This is a genomic window from Pseudomonas sp. MIL19 (genome assembly GCF_028680365.1).
In the GTDB taxonomy this organism is placed as follows: domain Bacteria; phylum Pseudomonadota; class Gammaproteobacteria; order Pseudomonadales; family Pseudomonadaceae; genus Aquipseudomonas; species Aquipseudomonas spirodelae.
This window is the reverse complement of the sequence record NZ_JAPPVG010000095.1, coordinates 1-350: the sequence shown is the minus strand read 5'-3', so window position 1 is coordinate 350 and position 350 is coordinate 1. Positions and strand designations below refer to the sequence as shown.

The following is a 350-nucleotide window of genomic DNA, read 5'->3' as shown; positions in this document are numbered from 1 at the left end:
GCCAACCGCCTGCGCCTGGAAATCACCGAATCCATGTTGCAACACGACCTGACGGTCACCATCGGCAAGATGCAGGCGCTGCGCCAGGTCGGCGTGCGCTTCTCGCTGGACGACTTCGGCACCGGCTATTCGTCCATGAGCTACCTCAAGCACATGCCGTTGGATCAGCTGAAGATCGACAAGTCCTTCGTCGACGAAATCCTTATCGACAGTACCGACAGCGCCATCGCCCGCACCGTGGTAACCCTGGCGGAAAATCTCGGCTTGGAGGTGGTAGCCGAAGGCGTGGAGCAGCGCGAACAACTGGAGTTGCTGATTGCTATCGGCTGCCGAGCGTTCCAAGGTTACCT

General features: G+C 59.4%; 1 protein-coding gene. It reads left to right on the top strand.

Going from position 1 to position 350, the window contains the following annotated elements; all coding sequences use genetic code 11:
- Nucleotides 1-350, top strand: a 350-nt coding sequence (locus N1078_RS19505) for an EAL domain-containing protein (protein WP_274089713.1), incomplete at both ends; no start/stop codon positions are given.